The following is a 22,738-nucleotide window of genomic DNA, read 5'->3' as shown; positions in this document are numbered from 1 at the left end:
TCCTGCATGGTCGACGAAACCGACCCCGTCCGGATCGGCGTCGACGTGGGCGGCACGTTCACCGACGCCGCGCTCGTCGTGGGCGACGAACTCACCACGGCGAAGGTGCCGACGACGACTCCTCAGCACGAGGGCGTCCTCGACGGCGTCCGCAAGGCCTGCGACGCGGCCGGGATCGATCCGGCCGCCGTCGACGCCTTCGCGCACGCTACTACCGCCTCTGTGAACGCCCTCTTGGAGCGCGACGGCGCGCGCACCGCGCTCGTGACGACCGCCGGCTTCCGCGACGTTCTAGAGATCGGTCGGCAGACGCGACCGTCCCTGTACGACCTGCGAGCCGAGAAGGCGCCCCCGCTCGTCCCTCGACGACGGCGGTTCGAGGTCGACGAGCGCGCGACGACGGAGGGGACCGAGCGGGCCGTCGATCCCGAGTCGGTCCGCGACCTCGCCGCGGATATCGACGCGAGTGACGCCGAGTGCGTCGCCGTCTCGCTGCTGCACGCGTACGCGCACCCGGAGAACGAGACGACGGTCGCCGCGCTCCTCCGCGAGGAGCTGGACGTCCCCGTCTCCGCCTCCCACGACGTGCTCCCCGAGTTCCGCGAGTTCGAACGCACGTCGACGACCGTGGCGGACGCGTACCTGACACCGGAGCTCGACGCCTACCTCGGGCGCGTCGTCGCCGGCGCCCGCGACCTCGGGCTCCCCGCGCCGCGCGTGATGCGCTCGAACGGCGGTGTCGCCGACGCGGCCACGGTTCGCGAGAACGCGGTCACCACGGTCCTCTCCGGTCCGGCGGCGGGCGTCGTCGGCGCGGCCGCGGTGGCCGGCGGAGAGACGCTCGGTGGCGATCCGGGGGTAGATGCCGACTCGGCCGCCGGCTCCGCCGTCACCTTCGACATGGGCGGGACGTCGAGCGACGTGAGCCTCGTGCGCGACGGACGCGCCGAGCGCACCGCGGAGACGACGATAGCGGAGGTCCCCCTCCGCACGCCGACGGTAGACATCGAGACGGTTGGTGCGGGCGGCGGCTCGGTCGCGTGGACCGACGCCGGCGGCGCGCTCCGCGTCGGCCCGGCATCCGCCGGCGCCGATCCCGGCCCGGCCTGCTACGGGAAGGGCGGGACGGAGCCGACGGTTACCGACGCCGACGTGCTCTTGGGGTACATCGGGCCGGACGCAGCGCTGGGCGGCGACCTCACGCTCGACGTCGACGCCGCCCGCGAGGCGCTCGCCGACCTTGCGGCGGCGGCCGACGTCGCCGGAGCGGGAGACGTCGACGCCGCGACCGCGGCCGCCTGCGGCGCCCACCGCGTCGCCAACGCGACGATGGCGCGAGCGATCCGATCGGTCACGGTGGAGCGCGGCCGCGACCCCCGCGCGTTCGACCTCGTCGCCTTCGGCGGCGCGGGACCGATGCACGCCGCCGCGCTCGCCAACCGCCTCGACATGGACCGGGTGGTCGTCCCCGGGTCCGCCGGCGTGCTGTCGGCGTACGGGCTACTCGCGGCCGACGAGGCCCACGACGCGGCCCGGACGGTCCGGTTGCCGCTGGCCGACGCGACCGCGGCCGACCTCGACGACGTCTTCACCGCGCTGACCGAGCGCGTCCTGGACGACGCCTCCGACCCCGCGGCGGCCCGCGTCGACCGCGCGGCCGACTGCCGGTACGCCGGACAGAGCTTCGAGTTGACCGTCGACGCCGGAGCGGAGGCGACCGACGGGGCCGACGGGGTCGAAGCCACCCCCGCGCTCGACCCCGATTCCCTCGCGGAGCGCTTCGCCGCGGCGCACGAGCGAGCGTACGGGTACCGGCTCGACGCTCCCGTCGAGGCCGTCACGCTCCGGGTCACGGCGACGGTCAAGGTCGAGGCGCCGACCGTCAGCAGGACCGGGGCGACCGACGCCGAACAGGGGAATCGAGCGGTCGTCTTCCCTGACGAGGGAGCGGTGACGGCGACCGTGTACGACCGGGACGCGCTGGCCCCCGGCGCGACGCTCGACGGCCCGGCGGTGCTCGCCGGGACCGAGAGCACGACGGTCGTCCCGCCGGCGTGGGCGGGTCGCGTGCGGCGGGACGGAACGGTCGTACTGGAACGCGACGCGGCCAGGTCCGGGGGTGAGAAGTGATGACCGGCGCGGACGACGCCCCGGCCCCCGCCCTCGATCCGGTGACGCTGGAAGTGCTGCGGAACCAGTTGGAGGGCGTCGCCGAGGAGATGGGGCAGGTGCTGATACGCGGCGCCTACTCGCCGAACATCACGGAGCGTCAGGACTGCTCGACCGCCCTCTTCGACGCCGAGGGGCGGATGGTCGCGCAGGCGGAGCACATCCCGGTCCACCTCGGCGCGATGCCCGAGGCTGTCGCGGCAGTCCGGGAGCGCGACCCGAAGCCCGGCGACGTGTTCGCCCTCAACGACCCGTTCACGGGCGGGACGCACCTCCCCGACGTGACGCTCGTCTCGTCGCTCTCGCTCGACGGCGACGTGGTCGGATTCGCAGTCTCCAGAGCGCATCACGCCGACGTCGGCGGGATGGCGCCCGGGAGCATGCCGGCGGGCGCCCGCGAGATACAGCAGGAGGGACTCCGCATCCCGCCGCTCAGGCTCGTCGACGGCGGAGAGCGCGTCGACGACGTCCTCAACCTGATCTTCGCGAACGTGCGCAACCCGGCGGAGCGGCGCGCCGATCTGGAGGCGCAACTCGCGGCCAACGAGCGCGCGGGCGACCGGCTCCGCGAACTCGCGGACGAGCACGGTCGCGACCGACTCGAACGCGCATTCGACGCCGTGATCGACTACTCCCGCGAGCGGATGACCGCAGCCATCGACGACCTCCCGGACGGGACCTACGAGGCCGACGACGTCCTCGAGGGCGACGGTGTCACCGACGCCGACCTCCCGATCCGAGCCGCGGTGACGGTCGACGGCGGTTCGCTCGCGGTCGACTTTGCGGGGAGCGCGCCGCAGGTCGACGGGAACTGCAACGCGCCGCTGGCGGTTGCGAAGAGCGCGGTGTACTTCGTCGTTCGCTGCGTGACCGACCCGGAGATACCGCCGAACCACGGCTGCTACGAGCCGGTTTCCGTCTCGGTCCCCGAGGGGTCTATCCTCGATCCGGACCCGCCGGCGGCCGTCGTCGGCGGGAACGTCGAGACGAGTCAGCGCGTCACGGACGTCGTGCTCGCGGCGCTCGGCGAGGCCGTCCCCGACCGGGTGACCGCGGGGAGTCAGGGGACGATGAACAACCTCACTATCGGTGCGCGCGGCGGTGCGGAGTCGTTCACGTACTACGAAACGATCGGCGGCGGCTTCGGCGCACGCCCGGACGCCGACGGGATGGACGGGGTGCAGGTCGGCATGACGAACACCCTCAACACGCCGGTCGAGGCGATGGAGGCGGCGTACCCGCTCCGCGTGGAGCGGTACGCCTTCCGCCCGGACAGCGGCGGCGACGGGCGCCACCGCGGCGGGCTCGGTCTCGAACGTCGCGTGCGGATCGAGACGGCGGCGACCGTCTCGCTGTTGACGGAGCGGCGCCGTCACGCCCCCGCCGGCATCGAGGGAGGCGCGTCGGGCGCCACCGGTGTGAACCTGATCGACGGCGACCCGGTCCCCGCGAAGACGACCGTCGACGTGGACTCGGAGACGACGGTCACGGTCCGGACGCCGGGCGGTGGGGGCTACGGCGACCCAAGCGAGCGCGACCCGGCAGCGCGGGAGCGCGACCGCGCGGACGGGAAGGCGAGCGAAGCGGGAACGACCGAAGAGCGGGAGAACTGAGGGCGGGCCTTACAGCCCGTCGTACGGGCCGGGCTTCGCGGCGGTGAGGCGCTCGACCTGCTCGTCCGAGAGGTCGATCGACGCGGCCGCGAGGTTCTCCGCGAGCTGGTCGACGGTGCGGGCGCCCACGATGGGCGCGGTGACGCCGTCGCGGTGGGCGAGCCACGCGAGCGCGGTCTGCGCCGGCGAGGCGTCGACCTCGTCGGCGACGGCGTCGAGCTCGTCGTGGACGTCGAAGTTCTCCTCGGTGAGGTACGCCTCCTGGAAGCGGCTCGACTCGGCCGCCTTCGACTCCTCCGGGAAGTCCTCGTCGCGGTCGTACTTCCCGGTCAGGAAGCCCTGTCCGAGCGGGCTCCACGGGGAGAGGGCGAGGTCTTGTTGGCGGGCGAACTCCAGATAGTCCCCCTCGACCTCGCGGTCGACGAGGTTGTAGCGCGGCTGGAGCACGGTGAACGGCTCCCACCCCTCGCTCCGAGCGATCGCGTTGGCGCGGGCGACCTTCCAGGCGTTCGGGCGGAGCGTCGACGCTCCGATGTAGTGGACCTTGCCGGACTCGACGAGCCCGTTGAGGGTCTTCATCAGCTCACGGGCCGGCGTCTCGTCGTCCCAGCGGTGGATGTAGAGAACGTCGACGTAGTCGGTGCCGAGCCGGTCGAGGAGGGCGTCGACGCGGTGACGGACGTTCTTCCGGTTCGTCCCGCGGCTGTTCGGGTCGCCGTCGCGGATCTGCCAGTACACCTTCGAGGCGACCGTGTAGCGCTCGCGGTCGCGCTCGGCGAGCCAGTCGCCGATCCACCGCTCGCAGTCGCCGCCGCCGTACACGTCGGCGGTGTCGATGTACCGGCCGCCGGCGGCCTCGTAGGCATCGAGCAATTCGTGGGCGCGGGCCTCGTCGATCTCCACGTTCCCCGCCTCGGTCACGCGGCCGAACCGCCACGTGCCGAACTGAAGCTCGCTCGTTCGGAGGCCGGTCCGACCGAGCGGGACGGTGCCGAGGTCGATGTCGTCGAGTTCGGGCGTCATCTATCCGATTGTTGTCGCGGTCGCCGCAAAAACCCACAGCAATCGAATGCGACGCGTGAACGACTCGCACGCGACGGGCCAGGGCTCCGTCTACGGCTCGTCCGTCCGGTCGGGTGCCCCGATCACGAGCACGCGCAGATCGTTGACGTTCGTCCCGGTCGGCCCCGTGCGGAGCAGCGCGCCCGCCTCGTCGAGCAGGGGGTAGACGTCGTGCCGGTCGAGGGCGTCGCGGGCGGCGTCCGGGTCGAGCGTCGTCGCGTCGACGATCCCGCCCGCGGCGTCGGTCGGGCCGTCGATCCCGTCGGTGTCGGCGCTCGCGACGACCACTCGCGGGGCGTCGCGCTCTCGCCGCCCGCCTCCCGCGTCGCTCCCGCCGAGCGGTCCCTCCGCCAGCGCGAGGCCGGCGCTCGCCGCGAACTCCGCGTTCGGCCCGCCCGTCCCGTCAGCGTCGCCGAGCGTCACGGTCGTCTCGCCGCCCGAGAGCAACACGGCCGGCGGCTTGGCAGGCGATCCCCGGGCCGCGCACTCCTCCGCGATGGCGGCGTGGGTGGTCCCGGCGCCCCTCGCCTCCCCCCGAACTCCCGCGGCGAGCACCAGCGACTCGTACCCGCGCTCCGTGGCGGCGGCCGCGGCCGCATCGAGTGCGGTTCGTCCGTTGCCGACGACGAACGCCCGAGCGCGCTCGAACGCCGGGTCGTCCGCGGTCGGCGTCTCGGCGAGTTCACCGTCCGCGCCCGCTCGGAGTCGCTCGCGGACCGAGGTTGGCGCGTCGAGGTCGTAACGGTCCAGCACCGCCAGCGCCTCCGCGTAGGTGGTCGGATCGGGAACGGTCGGCCCACTCGCGACGGCGTCGAGCGGGTCGCCGATCACGTCGCTTATCGCGAGCGTGACGACGGTCGCGGGCGCCGCCGCACGCGCGAGCAGGCCGCCCTTGACCGCCGAGCAGTGTTTGCGAACCGCGTTGATCTCGTCTATCGACGCGCCGGAGGCGAGCAGTCCCTCGGTCAGTTCGCGGAGGTCGTCCGGAGTGATCGGGTCGGCGGGCGCCGCGAGCAGCGCGCTTCCGCCCCCCGTGATAACGGCGAGCACGAGGTCGCCCGGCCCGGCGCGCTCGGCCAGATCGAGCACGCGTCGCGCGCTCTCCACGCCCTCGTCGCTCGGGAGGGGATGGTCGCCGGGAAGCACCTCGACTCCCGGCGGAGACGGTCGGCTTCCGGGATCCTCGGTGACGACGACCCCCTCGTCGATCCCGCGGTCGCTCCCCTCGAACCTCTCGGTGAGCGCGGCGGCGACCTCGGCGGCCGCCTTCCCCGCGCCGAGCAGCGCCACGCGGTCGTAGTCGACGAGGTCGTACTCACCGACAGCGTCGGCGTCCGCGCCGGTCTCGACCCCCTCGATCCGGAGAACTCCGTCGCGCACCGAGACGGCGCTCGGGATCAGTCGATCCGGTCTCGCGGCCGCGATCCCGGCCGCGAGGCAGTCGAGGGCGACGCCGTGACCCGGCGTCCGAGCGAGGCGCTCGCGGTCTCGGAACGTCACTCCCGTCGCGTCGCCCGGCGCGCGGTCCTCGCCCACATCGCCGTCCGGTCCGACGTCGTCGTCCATGCGGCGGTCGTCGGCTGCGAGCGACATATATCCGGCGCGGGCGAGAGCGCCCGGGGCGGCGAGGCAGCCGGGACGGTGGGTCGTCGGCGACGTCACTCCGCGGCGATCGCTTCCCGGTGCGCGCTCGCCGCCATCGCGGCGATTCGAAGCGGCTCGGGGCGACGGAACCCGTTGCGAACTCCGTCACGAACGGCGGCGGCCGCGCGGTCGCCGTCGAGTCCGACCGCGCGGACGAAGAGCGGGTTGCCCGCGCGGTCGTCGTCGTCGAGTTCGACCTGCCTGCGGGGCGGAAGCGACCGGTAGACGTCGAGCCGGCGGTCGAGGTCGTCGCCGTCGAACGCCTCGCGGAGTGCGGGTTCGAGCCCGGGACTCGTCTCGTAGCTCACGGCGTAGACGGGGCGGTCGATGGTCTCGTGAAGCCGGCGCAGGTCGAGAAGGTTGAACCACGCCGGGGCGACGCCGGCGCAGGCGACGTGACGGACGTCCTCGCGGCCGAGCGCGTCGAAGAGGTCGATCACGGCGTCGGTGGCGTCGGTGCCGCCGACGGTGCAGCGCTCGAACGCAAGCCCGTCGAGGGTCCCGTCGGATCTGACGACGGCACCGGCTACGCGGCTGATTCGGTCGCCGTCAGAAAACGCGATGCCGAGCGTCCGGCTCGGCGCCATCCCTCCGTCAGTTCTCCTCTGCTTTGATGTCTTGGAGCCGGTCGAGAAGCTCGTCGTTGGAGGCCCCTGGCTCGTAGTCGACGGATCCCTCGTGTACCTCTTCGGCCGCCTGGACTCCGTCCTCGTCGTCGAAATCCGCGTCCAGGTCCTGGTTCTCCTGTTCGGATTCATCGTAACTTCCGAAGCCCATATGTGCGTGAGACTAACAGGGCAGGAGTCATAAATCCCCGGTTGCGATCGGTTTCGACGGGGTCGGCGACGCCTGCGTCGTCTCGACGGCGACGAGACTCCGTCTCGCCGCGGCGTACACGTTTTTAGGTCGCGACCGCCCTCGTACGTGTATGGAGCCGATCACCGTCACCGCTGACGCGGAGGAGTTCACCTGCAACGCGTACCTCGTGCCGGGCGAGGCGCCGACGTTGGTCGACGCCGGAACGATGCCGGGCGTCGACGACGTCATCGCCGACGCCCTCGCCGACGCCGGCGTCGAGGAGTTAGACCGGGTCGTGTTGACGCACCAGCACCACGACCACGTCGGCCAGCTCGACGCGGTGCTCGACCGCTTCGACGCCACGCTTTACGCGAACGCCTCGCACCCGCGGCGCGACGTGGCGATCGTCGACGGCGACGATATCCTGATCGGCGACGAGCCCTGCGAGGTCGTCGAGACCCCGGGTCACGCCGACGACCACGTCGCGTTCGTGGGTGAGGAACGGATCTACTCGGGCGACGTGGTCGTGTACAACGACGGCGCGTTCGACGACGGCTCGTTCGGTCGGACGGACATGGCGGGTCAGTCGCGCGAGGACCTGATCGAGAGCCTCCACACGATCCTCAACGTGCTCCCGGACACCGTCGAGGCGATGTATCCCGGTCACGGCGACGTCTACCGCGCGAGCGAGGGGTCGGACACGGTCCGCGAGGTCATCGAACGCGCGACCGAGCGCGCCGAGCGACGCGAGCCGAAGTACCCGGACGAGTAGACCGCCGCTCTCGAGGTCGACTTCGGCGATCATTTATAAGTGGACGCGGTGGTGCGCGCTCGTGGATTCGGCGCTGGTCACCGCATCCACGAACAGGTATCACGAACCGACTGCACCGCCGCCTCGATCTAATCCCAGAACGACTGCGTCCGCGCGTACTCGCGCTCCTGTCGGAGCACGTCGCGGTAGAACTCGTCCTCGTCCTCGCGGAGTTTGTTGATGATCCGCGCGGCGTTGTGCGGCCCCACGCCACGCGCCGCCAGCGCGATGACGGCTCGCTTCCCGTGCGTCTGGACGAGGCTCGCGGCGCGGTGGGCGCGCTTGGTGCGCCGCTCCTGCTCCTCGTCCTTCTCGGTCGCGCGAACCGCCGTCACCGTCTCGTCGTCCCACGGGTTCAGCGCGGCGACGCGGGTCGACCCGCAGTCGGGACACTCCGGCTGGTCGGGGACGCGTCGGACCTTCGTCGTGCGCCGCCAGTCGGCGCAGTGGAGGCAAAACAGGATCACGCGGTCGTTGCGGATGCGCTCGCGAATCGTCTCGATCACGTCGGCGTCGGCGTTCTCCGGGACCAGGAACTCGGTCCCCGCGGAGCGCCCGGCCGTGCCGAGAGGGGTGCGCTCGCGGGCGATGTCGAGGTCGAGCGCGCCACGCTGTATCTCCTCCAGTACGGTCGCGGTCTCCGCGACCGCGAGGTCGGCGTGGAACACCTCGCGGAGCGCCTCGTCGTAGACGGGCGTCCCCTCCAGCGCCGCGAGTAAGCGGTCGCCGCCGAATCGCCCTCTCCCCTCGCGGTAGCGCTTAACCGAGCCGAACTTCGCGGCGACCTGCGCGAGCGTGAACTTGAGCGCGTCCGAGTTCTTCAGGGCGAGTTCGAGGTACGCCTCCAGCCGGTCCGGATCGGTCGTCTCCAAGACCTCGCGGAAGACGCCCGGGCCGACGCCGCCGGGCACCTCGAACTCGATCCGATACGGGTCCACGTCCATCCCGACCGACGAGCCGGCGCGCTGGCCGACGAGCGCCGCGAGCAGGCGCGCGAGCGTTTCGTTGACCTCGTGGCCGAAGGCGGCGTTGACCGCGACGGTGCGGGCGCTCCCCTCGATCACGACCCGGCGGTCGGTGGGGACCGGGTGGCCGGCGTCGACGTGGTCGACGACCGGTTTCAGCGCGGCGGCGACCGTCCCCTCGTCGGTGGGGTAGCGCTCCGCGAGGTCGCCCGCGACCGCCTCGGGGGTCGACCCCGCTGAGAGCGCCTCCGCGGCCTCGCCGCGGATCCGCCCGACCTCCTCGGCGACGGGTTTCGGGACCGGAATCTCCTGGCCGATCCACGATGGCACCTCGCCCGCGGGGTCGGCTATTGGCGTGACGTTCACGCGCTCCTCGTCCTCGTCGACCTCGGTGATGCGCCACATCTCGCCGCGCTGGATGAACGTCTCTCCCGGGCCGGCGAAGTTGACGACGAACCGCTCGTCGAGGGTGCCGATCCCCCGCCGCGAGGACATGTCGTACACGTCGTAGGTGGACTCGTCCGGGATCATCGAGAGGTTCGCGTAGAAGTACTGCCACGTGCCGCCCGATTTTTCAAGGGTGTCCGACTCCTCGTCGAGCCACAGCAGGCGGTTGCCGTCGAGTTCGCGGACGACCTCCTGGAACTGCGGCTCCGAGAGGTCCCGGAACGGGTAGGCGCTCGTGACGACCTCGTACGCCACCCGGGCGTGGACGTCGCCCTCGTCCATCACGACGCCGACGATCTGGTTCGCGACGGTGTCGAGGCTCCCGTGATGGATCGCGGCCGGCTCGACGAGTTCGGCGTCGGCACGCCGAGCGATCGCGAGCGCTTCCAGCGTGTCGTCGCCGCCCTGCGTCACGACGGTCCCCTCCGAGATCAGATCGCGGCGGTGCCCCGCGCGCCCGACGCGCTGGAGCAGGCGGGCGACCTCGCGCGGACTCCCGTACTGGACCACGTGATCGACACGCCCCACGTCGATGCCGAGTTCCATCGAAGAGGTGCAGACGAGGCCGTCGAGGTCGCCCGACTTGAACCGATCTTCCACGTCGATCCGGACGTCCTTCGAGAGCGATCCGTGGTGGACTTCGATCTCGGTCGGGTCGTCGACCGCCCCGCCTTTCGCCTCCCGGGCCGCGAGCGTCTTGAACCGCGAGCCGAGCGCCTCGGCGGTCTGTCGCGTGTTGACGAAGATCAGGGTCGACTCGTGGGCGGCGACGATCCCCCGGATCGTCCTGACGTGGCTCGCGGTGGTCTCGTCGACCGCGAGCTCGCCGGCGAGGGTCGCGTCGCGGTCCGTGATCTCCGGGTCGAGCACGCGCACCTCGGTCCGCGTCCCGGCCGCGACCTCGACGATCTCGAACTCGCGGTCGCCGGGCCGGTCGGGATCGCGCTTTCCCGACCCGACGAGGAACTTGCCGACCTCCTCCGGGGTTCCGACCGTGGCGGAGAGCCCGACACGCTGGAAGGGTCCCGCGACCCGCCGGAGGCGTTCGAGTCCGACCGTGAGTTGGGCGCCGCGCTTCGCCGAGGCGAGCTCGTGGACCTCGTCGACCACGACGTGCGCCACGTCTTCGAGCGCGATCCGCATCTTCGATCCCGTCAGGATCGCCTGGAGGCTCTCCGGCGTCGTGATGAGCACGTCGGGCGGGTCGTCGGCCTGCTTGCTCCGCTCGTACTGCGTGGTGTCGCCGTGGCGCACCGCGACCTCGACGTCGAGCCGGTCGCCCCACCACTCCAGCCGGTCCATCATGTCGCGGTTGAGCGCGCGGAGCGGGGTGATGTAGAGCGCCGATATTCCCTCGCGGGGCGGGTCGCCGGGCGAATTGCGGGCGTTGACGATCGCGTCGAACACCGGGAGCATCGCGGTCTCCGTCTTCCCGGTGCCCGTCGGGGCGAGGACGAGGGCGTTCCGCCCCTCAGCGAGCGGCGGGATCGCCTCGCGCTGGGGTTCGGTGGGGGTGGAAAAGCCCTGCTCGGAGAGCGCTTCGCGGACCTCGCTCCCGAGGTGCGCGAATGCGTCCATGCCCGACGGTTCCGCCATTTTCTGATCGTCGGACGTTGGGCGCTCGGGCGATTAAGCCCGTCGCTATACGTGGTTTGTGTATTACTGGCCGGTGGCGATTCGTCTCCCTGTGGCTCTCGAACGACTGTGGGAAGTACCAACGTGCCAGCTGCTCGTTTATAAGTGAGTGCTGGTGGATCGGCGGCACCCGTCTCCACAGCCCCAGCGACCCTTTGCGTCCCGCCCACCCGCACAGCAACAGCACCCTCGCGCCTCCCCAGCCTCGTCAGTCGCCCTCCGCGTTGCTTCGGGCGACTGACTCCCTCGCGCACGCTCCTCGCGGCCGCCATGGGCGGCCACTCGGAGGCGCGCGCCGTCGCGGTTCTATTTATAAGTAGTTTCCCTCCGCCGCTACGTCACGCCCCCCTCGTTCGTCGCGTACTCCTCGTGAGCCCCCGAGTCGAGGATCGCCTCGATCTCGTCGACCACCTCCAGCACGTCGGCGAACGAGGTGTACGGCGCGGCCGGACACACCCGGACCACGTTCGGCGGCCGGAAGTCGACGACCACGCCGCGCGATTTGAGGGCCGCGCTCAGTCGCTTGGCGTCGGGGTGTTCGAGGGCGACGTGGCCGCCGCGGGCCGCGTGTTCTCGCGGCGTTCCGACCGAGACCGCCGGGAGGCGGTCGTCGATCAGCGCGATCAGGAAGTCGGTGAGCGCGAGCGACTTCTCTCGGAGCCGGTCGATGCCGGCCTCTCGCAGGAGTTCGATCGATCCCTCCAGCGGCGCGGCCGCGAGCAGCGGCGGCGTGCCGATCTGCCACGCGCCGGCGGAGTCTGCTGGGGTGTACTCCATGTTCATCTCGAACTGCGTCGCCTTCTCGTGCCCCCACCACCCCGCCAGCGCGGGCGTGAGCCCGTGGTGGCGCTCGGCGACGAACAGCGCGCCGATCGATCCCGGCCCGGCGTTGAGGTACTTGTAGGTACACCACACCGCGAAGTCGACGCCGGCCGCGCCGAACGCGTGTGGCACCGCGCCCGCCGAGTGAGCCGCGTCGAAGCCGGCGTACGCGCCCGCCTCGTGGGCCGCGTCGGCGATCCGATCGACGTCGAACAGCTGGCCGGAGCGGTACAGCGCGGTCGGCATCCACACGATTCCCACGTCGTCGTGCGCCGCCAGCGCGGCCTCGATATCGCGGGGGTCGATCGTCCGCCCGTCTCGGCTCTTGACCACTCGAAGCTTCTCGTCGGGGTCGATCCCCCGCTGGCGGAGTTGGGCGCGGATCGCGTAGTGATCGGAGGGGAAATCGAGTTCGTTGACGAGAACGGCGGGCTCGACGCTCCGATCCCACTCGCCGTCGGCCCGGTCTACCCCCTCTCGCTCCGGCCCGTTCCCCGCCAGCAGTTCGTCGAGGAAGGTGCCGATCAGGGTGTGGATGTTGACGGTGATCGAGTTTCCGACGACGACCTCCGCGGGCTCGGCGCCGACGAGCGGCGCGAGCGCGTCGCCGAGTCGCTCCCCGACCGAGAACCACGGCGGATCGGCGTCGGTCCACCCCGCGATGAGCCGGTCGCGCCACTCGTCGACGACGCGGTCGAGGCTCGCGAGGGCGGCGTCGCTGGCGGGGCCGAGCGAGTTGCCGTCCATATATAAAACGTCGTCGGGCACGCGGTACCGGTCCGCGAACGCGGAGAGCGGGTCGGCGTCGTCGAGGTGAGCGGCGAGAACGGCGGGGTCGTCGACATCGCGCGCGTCGCCGTCGCGCTCGCCGCCGGCCGAGCCGTCGAGGGCGGCGCGGGCGGGGGCGTAGGGGTCGTCCATATCCGATCGGGTGGCGCCGCTGACTAATCGCTTCCGGGCCGTCGGAGCCGTTTAAAAGGGAACGCGGGTCGCTACTCGACGATGTCTATCGCGGGCCGGCCCGGCTCTGCCTTCCGGACCACGCTGTCGTCGGCGTCCGCGGCGCGCTCGACGCGGACCGGGGCGTCGAACTCGCGCTCGATAAGCCATGCGGCCGCTCGCAGAGCGTCGTACTCGTCGCTGGCCGAGAGGGTGTCTCGAAGCGCCTCGCGGTTCGCCTGCAGGTCCTGTCCGTACGAGGCGGCGTCGTCCCCCTGCTCGCGGATGTGCGACTCCTGCATCAGCTCGGAGATCAGGTTGTCGGCGTCGCTGTCGATCGCGATCGAGAGGGCGTCGTACTTCCAGTCGGGCGCGACGACGACGTCGATCCGCTCGGGGTCCTCGATCCCGGCGACCTCGACGATGTCGCGCACGTCCTCGCGGGTGTTCGCCACCAGCCGGCGACGCTTCTCGACCGTCTCGCGATCGACCGCCGCGGTCGGCCAGTCGGCCTCGACGACGAACCCGTCGCGGCCGAGCGTGTCCCACAGCTCCTCGGCGAGGTGCGGGACGACCGGCGCGAGCAGACGCACGGCGACGTCGAGCCCGCGCTCGTAGGTGGCGGGGTGCGGGTCGGTGTGCCCGCGGTAGCTCCGCAGCGTCCCCACGAGGTCCTGCGCCTCGCGGAGCGCGACGTTGAACGTCAGGTCGTCGTACTCCGTGCCCGCGATGGCGACGGCGGCGTCGATCTCGTCGGCCACGTAGTCGTCGACCGTGTCACGCTCGGCGCCCGCGTCCGCGGTCTCCGCCGCTCCCGCGGCGTACCCCTCGACGAGGTCGCTCAGCCGCGAGAGGAACCGATGAGTGGACCTGACGCCCTCCTCCGACCAGTCGAAGTCTCGCTCGGGCTGTGCGGCCTGCATCATGAACAGGCGGGCCGTGTCGGCGCCGTACTCGTCGACGATGCGCTGGGGGGAGACGACGTTCCCCTTCGACTTCGACATCTTCTCGCCCTCTAGCTGAACCATCCCCTGCGCCAGCAGGTTCGTGAACGGCTCGCGGTGGTCCAGCCCCTCCTCGTCGGCCAGCACCTTGGTGAAGAACCGGGAGTACAGCAGGTGCATCACGGCGTGTTCGATACCACCGACGTACTGGTCGACCGGCATCCAGTCGTTCGCGCGGTCCAGGTCGAAGGGCGCGTCGTCGAGGTCCGGCGAGACGTAGCGCAGGAAGTACCACGAGGAGTCGACGAACGTGTCCATCGTGTCGGTCTCGCGGGTGGCCGGCTCGCCGCAGTCGGGGCAGGTCGTCGCCTTCCACTCCTCGGCGGCGTCCAGCGGGTTCCCGGTGGTGTTGATAAACTCGGGCAGTTCGACCGGCAGGTCCTCGTCCGGGACCGTCACCGGCCCGCAGTCGTCGCAGTGGACGACCGGGATCGGGGTGCCCCAGTAGCGCTGGCGGGAGATGCCCCAGTCGCGAAGCTGGTACTGCGTGCTCTCCTCGGCGCTCTCGATGTCCTCGGTGAGCCGCTCGCGGGCCGTCTCGCTGTCGAGGCCGCTGTACTCGCCGGAGTTGATCACGACGCCGTCGTCGGTGAACGCCGCCTCGCTCACGTCGGGTGCCTCGGGGACCGTCTCGCCGTCCCAGTCGTCCGGTTTCGGCGCGACGACCGGCTCGATGTCGACGCCCATCTTCGTCGCGAACGCGTGGTCGCGCTCGTCGTGGGCGGGCACCGCCATCAGCGCGCCCGTCCCGACGTCCGAGAGGACGAAGTCGGCGACGAAGACCGGAATCTCCTCGCCGGTAGCCGGGTTGGTGGCGGTCAGGCCGGTCTCGACGCCGTTCGGCTCGTCGCCGTCGGGGTCGGCCTCGTGGTCGATGAACTCGCGGACCGCGTCGTCCTCGGCGGCCAGTTCCTCGCTGATAGGGTGGTCCGGCGCGAGCGCGAAGAACGTCGCGCCGTACACGGTGTCGACGCGGGTGGTGAACGCCTCGACGGGACCGTGATCCTCCACGGTGAAGTCGAGCGTCGTCCCGTACTGGCGGCCGATCCAGTTGCGCTGCATCTGACGGACCGAGTTGGGCCATCCCTCCAGGTCGTCGATGGCCTCCAGCAGTTCGTCGGCGTACTCGGTGATTTCGAGGAACCACTGGTCGAGTTCGCGGGCCTCGACCGGGGTGTCACAGCGCCAGCACAGTTCGGCGTCGCCCTCGACCTGCTCGTCGGCGAGGACGGTCTCGCAGGAGGGACACCAGTTCACCTCGGCGTCGCGCCGCTCGACCAGCCCGGCGTCGGAAAAGCGGGTGAACAGCCACTGGTTCCACTTGTAGTACTCCGGGGTGCAGGTGGTGATTTCCCGGTCCCAGTCGTAGCCGAATCCCATCGACTTCATCTGGCCTCTCATCGTGTCGATGCAGTCGAACGTCCAGTCGCGGGGGTTGGTGTCGCGCTCCTTCGCGGCGTTCTCGGCCGGGAGGCCGAACGCGTCCCACCCCATCGGGTGGAGCACGTCGTCGCCGCGCATCCGGCGGTACCGGGCGTACGCGTCCGTGATGGTGTAGTTGCGGACGTGACCCATGTGGAGCTTCCCGGACGGGTACGGGTACATCCCCAGCACGTACGTCGGGTCGTCGGCCTCGTCCGGCGTGTGATACACGGAGGCGTCGTCCCACGCCTCCTGCCACCGATTCTCGACCGTGGTGTGGTCGTAACCCTCCTGAGACATCTGCTTATATACTTCTGGTCGGTTCGGCGTCGTATAGCTTTCCATCCAGTAGTGGAGGGTGGCACGCGGAGTCCCGAGCGCCGGACGCGCCGGCAACGCGGCGCGAACGGATCGACCGCCTACAGCTTTCCGGCGTTCTGCGCCTGTTCGACGCGCCGCGTCGCCTGCTCCACCCGCTTCCCGGTCGCGTTCGCGAGTCCGGGCGGGAGCCCCTCCCGCGCCGCCGCGAGCCGCTCCTCGATCCGGGCGATCCGGTCGGCGACGTTCGCCAACTGGCGCTCCGTCCCTTCGCCGTCGCCCTCGCGGGCGCGCTCCTCGGCCCGCCTCGCGGCCTCGACCGCGGCGGCGAGGGCCCGTTCGAGTCCGTTTATGGCGTTCGTCGAGCCGTCGTTCGAACCGTCTTCGCTCCCGGAGCTTCCCCCGCTCTCGCCGGTGGAGCCGCTTCCGTCGTCATCGCCGCCGTCGCCGTCGTCGGTCTCCGCGGCCACGGTCGCGACCGCGGCGCGGGTCTCCTCGGCCACATCGGCGACGTACCCCGCGAGGGAGGCCGCCCCGGTCTCCGGGCGCTCGATCCGGATCGGATCGCCCCCGTCGCCCGACTCGTCTCCGCCCCCCGCTCCCGGCGGGTCCGGGTTGACGCGGTACGCGCCCACCTCGTCGTCGGCGTCGCGGACCTCGGTCGTGTACGCCCCGCCGGCGTGGACGTACACCGCGTCGCTCCCCTCGACCGCGGAGTCGTAGATACGGCCGGCGAAGTCGTCTTCCACCGCCGTCCGGGTCACGTCGGTGTCGCTCTTCGCGTCCGAGAGCTCGATCTTCCGCGCGTTCTCGCGGGCGACGAGCGGAATCTCGCCCTCGGCGCCGGCAGCGGTTATCGGCTCGTCCGCCGAGACGGTCAGCGTTTCGCTGTGGGGGGTCTGCCCGGCGCCGTTGACGGTCAGCCGGTGGTCCCCCTCTGGGACCCCGTTCGCGACCGCGACCCCGCCGGCGAACGTCGGGACCGCCTCGGGGTCGCTCTCGATTAGGACGACCGACTCGACGGTCGACTTCGTCGTCGTCAGTCCCTCGCCGTCAGGCGCGTCGTCGCTCTCCGTCGCCTGCGTGACGCGGGCGACGACCGCGTCGAGCGCGCCGGCGGCCTCGGCCCCGAACGACTCGTCGTCGCCGATGACGTCGTACCGGGCGGCGAGTTCGGCGCGGTGGTTCCCGGCGGTGATGTCGAGCGCGGGGTTCTCGTAGCGCGGCTGCTCCCACGGGACGCCGGTGGTCGTGATATGGCTCGCGACGGCGTCCTCGACGACCTCGGGGACCGCGAACTCGAAGCTGAGTTGCGGCCCGGTGAACGCCGAAATATCCTCCAACTCGGCGGTCTCGACGAGTTCGTAGCCGATCACCTCGTCGACGGTGTCGTTCGCCAGCGGGTCCTCTCTGTCGGCGTGTCGGAAGGCGATCCCCGTCTCTCGGAGGGGGAGATCCGTCGGCGGCGACCGCAGCGCGTCGAGCGACCGAATGGTCAACGCGCCGTCGACGAGGGACTCCTCCGTCACCGACGGGAGGTCGGGGTGCTCGTAGATGGGCGCCCCCTCGTATTCGGGAACCACGAAGGGAAGCCGGGCGCCCTCGTCGCGGGGGAGCCCGTACGCGATGGGGATTCCGAGGAGGTCCTCGACGGTGTCGATGGTCGTGTTCGTGATGTCCGCGAGCAGCCCGTCCGCGCCGACGCGCTGGAACCGGTCGATGTCCTCGTTGAGCGAGAGGGTGCTGGAGTGCGACCCCAGTTCGGGGAGGACGCGAGGGATCGCGTCGGGATTCGGGTCGAGGTACTCGTTGTTCGGGACGCTCCGGGAGTGCGAGCTGGCGACGTACAGTTGGGGCTCGCCGGTGTCGAGGTCGACGAAGACGTGGAGCACCTCCCAGTCGTGCCAGTGGAAGTTCGCCGTGAACTGGTCGAACGCGGAGTAGAGCCAGAACTGGACGACCGCGAGCGACGACTCCTCGTACCGGACCCCGTTGTAGAACACGGTGGGGTTCGGCGGCTCGCCCGCCTCGTCGTATCGCTCGTGGTAGCCGTCGAACGCCGCGAAGCCGTCGACGACGGTCTCGCCGTCCGCCTCCGACGCGTACGGGCGAGGGTCGGTCGGAAACCACGGCTCCGCGGTGTCGAAGTACAGCGTCGGCGCGAACCGGGCGGCGAGTTCGTCGAGGCGCTCGGCGTCCAGTTCGGTCGTCGGGGCGTCGTTTGGCCCCGAGCCGGAACAACCGGCGACCGCGGCGGTCCCCGCGCCGGCGAGCGCCCCGAGGACGGTCCGCCGGTCTACCGGCCGACGGTCGAACTCCTCCGTCACGCTCTTCCCTCGTCGATCCGCGCGATGCGACTCTGTCGAACTCGTGGTTCGGGACCCATTTCTCAGTGTAACAGACACATCGAGGAATAAGTCTTCTGACGGGGCCGGGCAGGGCTCTCGGGTCGGACCGCGGCGCAAGGTATTTTCGCTCAGCCGCGCCACATCATGGTATGGACGGGAAGAAGGCCCTCTACTACGCCGTGATCGCGCTCGCGGTCCTGATCGGCGTCAGCGTCCTCGTCTCCGCCGTCTCTGCGATCCTGAGCATCGCGTGGGCGGTGCTCACCGGCGTCGTCACGCTCGCCGTGCTCGCCGGGCTCGTCTACGTCGCCTACCGAGTCGGTGCGTGGGTGTTCGGGGGCGACGACGCGTCCGTCGACGCGGACTCGGTCGGCGCCGCGTGGTCCTCGTCGACCGGCAGTGCCTCGGAGAGCCGGCAGGACCGGCTTCGGCGGCAGTACGTCGAGGGGCAGATCGGCGAGGAGGAGTTCGAACGGCGGATCGCCAGCGAACTGGAGGCCGAAGCGCCGGACGAGATAGACCGGGAACTCGAACGCGAGCGGTAGGCGGTCAGAAGCGCTCGCGGAGCTCGTCGCGGAGGTCGTCGAGGTCGAGGCCCTTCATCGAGAGCAACACCAGCAGGTGGTAGACGAGGTCGGCGCTCTCGTAGGTGAGTTCGTCGAGGTCGTCGTCTTTCGCCGCGAGGATGGTCTCCGTGGACTCCTCGCCGATCTTCTCTAAGACGGCGTTCTCGCCCTTCTCGTGGGCGAACAGCGAGGCGGTGTACGAGTCGTCGGGCAGCTCCGCCTTCCGCGACTCGATGGTAGCGAACAGCTCGTCGAGGACAGCGTCGTCCGCCGTCTCTTCACCCTCGTCGCCCGCGTCGGGGTCGCTCACGCGACCACCTCGCGCTCGGGGAAGAAGGCGAGGTCGTGGATCCGCGGGTCGTCGGTGAGCTCCGGGTGGAACGCGGTGGCGACGATCGGCCCGTCGCGCACCGCGACCGGCCGACCGTCGACGGTCGCGAGCACCTCGACGTCCGCGCCGACCTCGTCGATGAGCGGCGCGCGGATGAAGACGGCGTGGAACGGCTCGTCGAGCCCGTTCATCGGGATCTTCGCCTCGAAGGAGTCCTTCTGTCGCCCGAACGCATTGCGGTCGACGGAGACGTCGAGGAGCCCGAGTGCGTCCACGCGGTCGTCCTTCGCGTCCCGCGAGCAGACGATGAGCCCGGCGCAGGTGGCGAGCACGGGCTTCCCGCTCGCGACGTGGTCGCGGATCTCCGCCGCGATCCCCTCTCGATGGATCAGCCGCGAGATGGTCGTCGACTCCCCGCCCGGCATGAGGAGGACGTCGCAGTCGGGCACGATGCCGGCGTCGCGGACCTCGACGACCTCCGCGGGTTCGTCGTGAGCGGCCGCGGCGTTCCGGACGGCGGCGGCGTGCTCGGCCACGTCGCCCTGTACGGCGATGACGCCTGCTTTCATGTCTCGGGCTCCGTCGGGGACGGGCAAAAAGGGCGCGCTACGGGGCGGTCGGGAGAGTGCGATCGGCCGGCCGACGCGGGCCGTTACGCGACAGTCAGCGAGAGGATCTGCACGAAGACGCCGAAGAGGACGCAGAACGCGAGGACGGTCTTGGGGTTGATCGCGATCGCGTCCCGGTCCTGCGTGTCGAAGTAGCGGACCAGTCCCGCACTGGACATCAGCCCGCCGGAGTTGGAACCACTCATACCGAGAAGTGGTCCGCGCGGCGTTCTAAACGTTTCGCTCGCGGTCGACGCCCCCCGCTCGCGGTCGGTGCAGACGGGTCAATCGCACCACACTCACGGGCCGCGACGGCCCTCGATCCTCACCGCGTGGGAAACCCTTATGCGCGGTCCGACGGTAGAACCTGCCGGATAATGACTGTTCGACTGCTGGATTTTCACGCTGACTGGTGCGGCCCGTGTAAGACGCAGGACCCTATCCTGGAGGAGATCCAGGAAGATCTCGGTGACGCCTTCGAGCTGCAGAAGGTGAACGTCGACGAGGAGCAGGACGTCGCCAACCAGTACCAGGTCCGATCGCTGCCGACGCTCATCGTCGAAAACGACGACGGCATCGTGGACCGGTTCGTCGGGGTCACCCAGCGCGAGGACATCGAGGCCGCGCTGTCCGAAGCCGGCGCCTGACGAGCGACGCCCGCGACCCGGTCCCGAACGTCTGCCTATGGGGGCCGGACCCGCAGACACGTCTCGCAACCTTTTACAGCGTCCCCGTGACAGTAGCAGTATGGCCAGTTTCGACGCCGCGGAACGCCGCAACCTCGACCGGCAGATCTGCATGCGCTGTAACGCCCGCAACGCTCCCGATGCGAAGCGCTGTCGCAAGTGCGGCTACAAGAACCTCCGCCCGAAGGCGAAGGAACGCCGCGCGACGTAAGCGATCGCTCCGCGGCCGACGTTTTTCGAACCCGAATCGCTCCGCGAGCCGTGCGTCCGTTCGGTGCTTGCCCGACGCCTGCCCGGTGCTCACGGTGGGGCGCGTTTGTTAAACCGAACGGGCACGGACGGCGAGTATGCTCGTCGTCGTCTCCGACACCCACGCACGCGAGGAGTCGAAGCTTGAGGGCCGAACCGCGGAGGCGGTCCGCGCGGCCGACGTCGTCGTTCACGCCGGCGACTTCTACCGCGAACCGGTGCTCGACGCGTTTGACGCCGCCGCGCGAACTCTCCGCGGCGTGTACGGTAACAACGACGACGCCGCGATACATGACCGGCTACCGGAGGTCTGTACGGTCGAGTACGCTGGCGTGCGGTTCGCCGTCACACACCGCCACCGCAGCGGAGACACGGGGCTGGTCATGCTCGGTCGCGGCCGAGACGCGGACGCCGTGATCTGCGGACACAGCCACCGCCCCCGATTCGACGACTCTGGCGGACTGCCGATTCTGAATCCGGGGAGCCACGCCCAGCCCCGGGGGAACCGACCGGCGCACGCCGAGTTGGAACCGGTCTCGGGGCGTGACACGACGGACGCCGACTCCGACGCGGACGACCGGCACACGGCGACCGCGCTCGCGGGGCGCCTCGTCACGCCGGACGGCGAGGTGTTCGAGCGCTTCCGGATCGAGCCGTGAGGTCCGAGTCGTGAGGTCCGAGTAGTGAGAGCCGGCCCGCGAGAACGGGCCGCCCGCTGCGGGAGAGCGCGGACGGAATGTGACGCCCCGCGAACCGCGTTGACGGCGCAAGACGGCCGGTGAGGCAGGGAAGGAGCCACTGACCGTCGACGAACTCGTGCTCGACGAGGGGAGGGATGTGAGTGAGGGCCGAAGCGGGGGTCGCGCTTTCACGTTCCGTCGGTGCTTGCTTATACCTCGCTGAGGCACAAACGAGCGCTTTAGTCACCGTCGATTCACGGCTGCGGACGTGGCTGCCGAAACGCCTAACTCCGTTCCGACGGATTCGACTGTATGCTCTCGGTGGAACCGCTGTTCGTCATCATTCTCGTCGGCCTGCTCGGGCTCTTCTTCTTCGGATTCCTTCTCGTTCGTCGAACCCTGACCGGGCTCCGCGAAGGGTACGAGGACGGTCAGCGGTAATGGCCGTCATCACCGTCCTCACCCTCGGCGTCGCCGGCGCGGCGAGCCTCTTTATGGCCTGGTCGATCGGCGCCGGGTCGTCCGGGTCCACCCCCTTCGCGCCGGCCGTCGGCGCCAACGCCATCTCCGTGATGCGTGCCGGCCTGGTCGTGGGCGTGCTGGGACTGTTCGGCGCGATGCTTCAGGGCGCGAACGTGACCGAGGCGGTCGGTACCGAACTGATCGGCGGCGTCACGCTCACCGCCGGCGCGGCCATCGTCGCGCTGGTCACCGCCGCCGGACTCGTCGCGCTCGGCGTGTTCGCGGGGTATCCGATCGCGACCGCGTTCACCGTCACCGGCGCGGTCGTCGGCGTCGGCCTCGCGATGGGCGGAGACCCCGCGTGGCCGAAGTACCGGGAGATCCTCACGCTGTGGGTGCTCACCCCGTTCGTCGGCGGCGGCATCGCTTACGCCGTGGCGCGCTCGCTGATCGGCGAACGCCTCCCCGAGCGACCGCTCACCGCGGTGCTCGCGGGGCTCGTCGGCGCGATCGTCGCGAACGTCGGGTTCGCGCTGCTGGGGCCGCCGGGCGAACAGGCGTCGCTCTCGACGGCAATCGGTCCCCAACTCGGGATCGGGTCGATCGGCACGCCCCTCGTCACGGCCGTAGTGGCCGCGACCGTCACCGTCGCGGTGTACCTCGACCTCGGCCGCGACCGGGAGGGGGCCCAGCGGCGGTTCCTGCTGGCGATGGGCGGCCTGGTGGCCTTCTCCGCCGGCGGGTCGCAGGTCGGCCTCGCTATCGGCCCGCTCGTGCCCCTGTTCGTCGGTGACGCCGGCATCCCGCTGTGGGCACTGCTCGTCGGCGGCGGCGTCGGCCTGCTCGCTGGCTCTTGGACCGGGGCGCCGCGGATGATAAAGGCGATCTCGCAGGACTACGCCTCGATGGGGCCGCGGCGGTCGATCTCCGCGCTCATCCCCTCCTTCGCGATCGCCCAGACCGCGGTCGCGTTCGGGATCCCGGTCTCGTTCAACGAGATCATCGTCTCCGCGATTGTCGGCGCCGGCTACGCCGCCGGGGACGCGGGCGTGAGCCGGGCGAAGATGGGGTATACGGTGTTCGCGTGGATCGGTTCGCTCGTCGGCTCGCTCGCGCTCGGCTACGGGATCTACTCGCTGGTACGGATCGTCAGTTAAGA

Annotated in this window: 20 protein-coding genes; 9 read left to right on the top strand and 11 right to left on the bottom strand. The window is 70.8% G+C overall.

Going from position 1 to position 22,738, the window contains the following annotated elements; all coding sequences use genetic code 11:
- Positions 1–6: 6 nt before the first annotated feature.
- Together ACNS84_RS10545 and ACNS84_RS10540 are read left to right on the top strand one after the other, a co-directional pair.
- Positions 7–2,130 (top strand): hydantoinase/oxoprolinase family protein, encoded by a 2,124-nt coding sequence (locus ACNS84_RS10545; protein ID WP_435074826.1) that lies wholly within the window; start codon positions 7–9, stop codon positions 2,128–2,130.
- Positions 2,130–3,782, top strand: coding sequence for a hydantoinase B/oxoprolinase family protein (locus ACNS84_RS10540; RefSeq protein WP_435074825.1), 1,653 nt, complete (start codon positions 2,130–2,132; stop codon positions 3,780–3,782). Before ACNS84_RS10545 ends, ACNS84_RS10540 begins: the two co-directional genes overlap by 1 nt.
- A gap of 9 nt (positions 3,783–3,791) precedes the next feature.
- Here ACNS84_RS10540 and ACNS84_RS10535 read toward each other — a convergent pair whose 3' ends face one another.
- The 4 genes from ACNS84_RS10535 to ACNS84_RS10520 form a co-directional block, all read right to left on the bottom strand.
- Positions 3,792–4,805 (bottom strand): aldo/keto reductase, encoded by a 1,014-nt coding sequence (locus ACNS84_RS10535; RefSeq protein ID WP_435074824.1) that lies wholly within the window; start codon positions 4,803–4,805, stop codon positions 3,792–3,794.
- 90 nt (positions 4,806–4,895) lie between these two features.
- Entirely contained in the window at positions 4,896–6,410 is a 1,515-nt protein-coding gene (locus ACNS84_RS10530) for a glycerate kinase type-2 family protein (RefSeq protein ID WP_435074823.1), read from the bottom strand.
- Positions 6,411–6,502: 92 nt separating this feature from the next.
- The gene (locus tag ACNS84_RS10525) at positions 6,503–7,075 is read right to left on the bottom strand and encodes an endonuclease dU (RefSeq protein ID WP_435074822.1); all 573 of its coding nucleotides are present in this window, start codon (positions 7,073–7,075) and stop codon (positions 6,503–6,505) included.
- 7 nt (positions 7,076–7,082) lie between these two features.
- Positions 7,083–7,265, bottom strand: a complete 183-nt coding sequence (locus ACNS84_RS10520; protein ID WP_435074821.1) for a DUF5786 family protein — start codon at positions 7,263–7,265, stop codon at positions 7,083–7,085.
- Between the two features lie 151 nt (positions 7,266–7,416).
- Between ACNS84_RS10520 and ACNS84_RS10515 the strand changes: the two genes are divergently transcribed.
- Positions 7,417–8,058, top strand: a complete 642-nt coding sequence (locus ACNS84_RS10515) for an MBL fold metallo-hydrolase (RefSeq protein WP_435074820.1) — start codon at positions 7,417–7,419, stop codon at positions 8,056–8,058.
- 128 nt (positions 8,059–8,186) lie between these two features.
- Here the strand turns inward: ACNS84_RS10515 and ACNS84_RS10510 are convergent, their stop codons facing one another.
- From ACNS84_RS10510 to ACNS84_RS10495, 4 genes are all read right to left on the bottom strand, one after another.
- Positions 8,187–11,105, bottom strand: coding sequence for a DEAD/DEAH box helicase (locus ACNS84_RS10510; RefSeq protein WP_435074819.1), 2,919 nt, complete (start codon positions 11,103–11,105; stop codon positions 8,187–8,189).
- 372 nt (positions 11,106–11,477) lie between these two features.
- Entirely contained in the window at positions 11,478–12,887 is a 1,410-nt protein-coding gene (kynU, locus tag ACNS84_RS10505; protein WP_435074818.1) for a kynureninase, read from the bottom strand.
- 71 nt (positions 12,888–12,958) lie between these two features.
- Positions 12,959–15,631 (bottom strand): leucine--tRNA ligase, encoded by a 2,673-nt coding sequence (leuS, locus tag ACNS84_RS10500; protein ID WP_435074817.1) that lies wholly within the window; start codon positions 15,629–15,631, stop codon positions 12,959–12,961.
- 119 nt (positions 15,632–15,750) lie between these two features.
- On the bottom strand, positions 15,751–17,976 hold the full coding sequence (locus tag ACNS84_RS10495; RefSeq protein WP_435074816.1) for a hypothetical protein: 2,226 nt from the start codon (positions 17,974–17,976) through the stop codon (positions 15,751–15,753).
- A gap of 170 nt (positions 17,977–18,146) precedes the next feature.
- Between ACNS84_RS10495 and ACNS84_RS10490 the strand changes: the two genes are divergently transcribed.
- On the top strand, positions 18,147–18,542 hold the full coding sequence (locus ACNS84_RS10490) for a hypothetical protein (protein ID WP_435074815.1): 396 nt from the start codon (positions 18,147–18,149) through the stop codon (positions 18,540–18,542).
- 4 nt (positions 18,543–18,546) lie between these two features.
- Here ACNS84_RS10490 and hisE read toward each other — a convergent pair whose 3' ends face one another.
- From hisE to ACNS84_RS10475, 3 genes are all read right to left on the bottom strand, one after another.
- Positions 18,547–18,873 (bottom strand): phosphoribosyl-ATP diphosphatase, encoded by a 327-nt coding sequence (gene hisE, locus ACNS84_RS10485; RefSeq protein WP_435074814.1) that lies wholly within the window; start codon positions 18,871–18,873, stop codon positions 18,547–18,549.
- A complete protein-coding gene (pdxT, locus tag ACNS84_RS10480; protein WP_435074813.1) occupies positions 18,870–19,463 on the bottom strand; it encodes a pyridoxal 5'-phosphate synthase glutaminase subunit PdxT in 594 nt (197 codons plus the stop codon). Before pdxT ends, hisE begins: the two co-directional genes overlap by 4 nt.
- 83 nt (positions 19,464–19,546) lie before the next feature.
- The gene (locus ACNS84_RS10475; RefSeq protein ID WP_435074812.1) at positions 19,547–19,708 is read right to left on the bottom strand and encodes a preprotein translocase subunit Sec61beta; all 162 of its coding nucleotides are present in this window, start codon (positions 19,706–19,708) and stop codon (positions 19,547–19,549) included.
- Positions 19,709–19,879: 171 nt separating this feature from the next.
- On the opposite strand from ACNS84_RS10475, the gene ACNS84_RS10470 reads away from it, so the two are divergent.
- From ACNS84_RS10470 to ACNS84_RS10450, 5 genes are all read left to right on the top strand, one after another.
- Entirely contained in the window at positions 19,880–20,149 is a 270-nt protein-coding gene (locus ACNS84_RS10470) for a thioredoxin family protein (protein WP_435074811.1), read from the top strand.
- 100 nt (positions 20,150–20,249) lie between these two features.
- Positions 20,250–20,399, top strand: a complete 150-nt coding sequence (locus ACNS84_RS10465; protein ID WP_092562207.1) for a 50S ribosomal protein L40e — start codon at positions 20,250–20,252, stop codon at positions 20,397–20,399.
- Between the two features lie 136 nt (positions 20,400–20,535).
- Entirely contained in the window at positions 20,536–21,096 is a 561-nt protein-coding gene (locus tag ACNS84_RS10460; protein ID WP_435074810.1) for a metallophosphoesterase, read from the top strand.
- A 333-nt stretch (positions 21,097–21,429) separates the two neighbouring features.
- A complete protein-coding gene (locus ACNS84_RS10455) occupies positions 21,430–21,558 on the top strand; it encodes a DUF7859 family protein (protein ID WP_254922009.1) in 129 nt (42 codons plus the stop codon).
- Positions 21,558–22,736: an inorganic phosphate transporter gene (locus tag ACNS84_RS10450; RefSeq protein ID WP_435074809.1), complete on the top strand. Its 1,179-nt coding sequence runs from the start codon at positions 21,558–21,560 to the stop codon at positions 22,734–22,736. Before ACNS84_RS10455 ends, ACNS84_RS10450 begins: the two co-directional genes overlap by 1 nt.
- The last annotated feature ends 2 nt before the right edge of the window (positions 22,737–22,738 follow it).

The organism is Halorubrum wangae (genome assembly GCF_051194135.1).
Classification (GTDB): domain Archaea; phylum Halobacteriota; class Halobacteria; order Halobacteriales; family Haloferacaceae; genus Halorubrum.
The sequence above is the reverse complement of the archived record's forward strand: the minus strand, read 5'-3'. Positions and strand labels throughout refer to the sequence as shown.